This window comes from Enterobacter cloacae complex sp. P16RS2 (genome assembly GCF_014982155.1).
Lineage (GTDB): Bacteria > Pseudomonadota > Gammaproteobacteria > Enterobacterales > Enterobacteriaceae > Enterobacter > Enterobacter cloacae_M.
This window is the reverse complement of the sequence record NZ_JADCKW010000070.1, coordinates 1-596: the sequence shown is the minus strand read 5'-3', so window position 1 is coordinate 596 and position 596 is coordinate 1. Positions and strand designations below refer to the sequence as shown.

General features: G+C 35.6%; 1 protein-coding gene. It reads right to left on the bottom strand.

Annotated elements, in window-relative coordinates:
• Positions 1-38 precede the first annotated feature (38 nt).
• Entirely contained in the window at positions 39-506 is a 468-nt protein-coding gene (locus INF68_RS22845) for a DUF4756 family protein (RefSeq protein WP_049121564.1), read from the bottom strand.
• Positions 507-596: the final 90 nt, after the last annotated feature.

Here is a 596-nt window from a genome sequence, read left to right as displayed (position 1 = left end):
GTATTTGAACCATTTCAAACGAAAAGCGGAGGACTGATTTATAGGGCCATTTTTCGTCGTAGTTGACATGATGGTTCGAACTCTGACGATATGTTAGAGAGTTGCTCAAGACTCTGTTCAACAGAACGTTGGAACTCAAGAGCAGCTTCTGTACGCTGTTTTATGACGAGAGCGAAGAGTTCATCAGGTGTTTTTTCCAATAAAGTTTTTCTGTAGAGTATGGATTCTTGAACCTTCTCAAGGCTCTTGGATGCAAGAGCCGAAGCATGGCTAATAGGATTAAGTTCTTCAATAAATTTTTCAAGCAGCGATTTTTTCTTTCGGTCTAATCTAAGGAGAACAGTGTGAGCCGATTTAAATTTCTTTGCTTCAATTAAGGATGAGCCATTGGTTCTTAATCTGCGATATTCCTCTCTGTATTCAGACATCGTTGGATATTTTTTTAATGCTTTGATAGTGTTCAGAAACTGAATTAAATCATCATTGTCTAATTTTACTTTCCTCATATATACCTCGTAAATAAAACAGTGGATATATTTATATTACGAGATATAGTGTAAGTGTCAAATATAACCGGGAAATAAGAATGATAATAT

Excerpts from the sequence above, each read along its gene's own strand:
- INF68_RS22845 (WP_049121564.1), bottom strand. The coding sequence starts at position 506 with ATGAGGAAAGTAAAATTAGACAATGATGATTTAATTCAGTTTCTGAAC.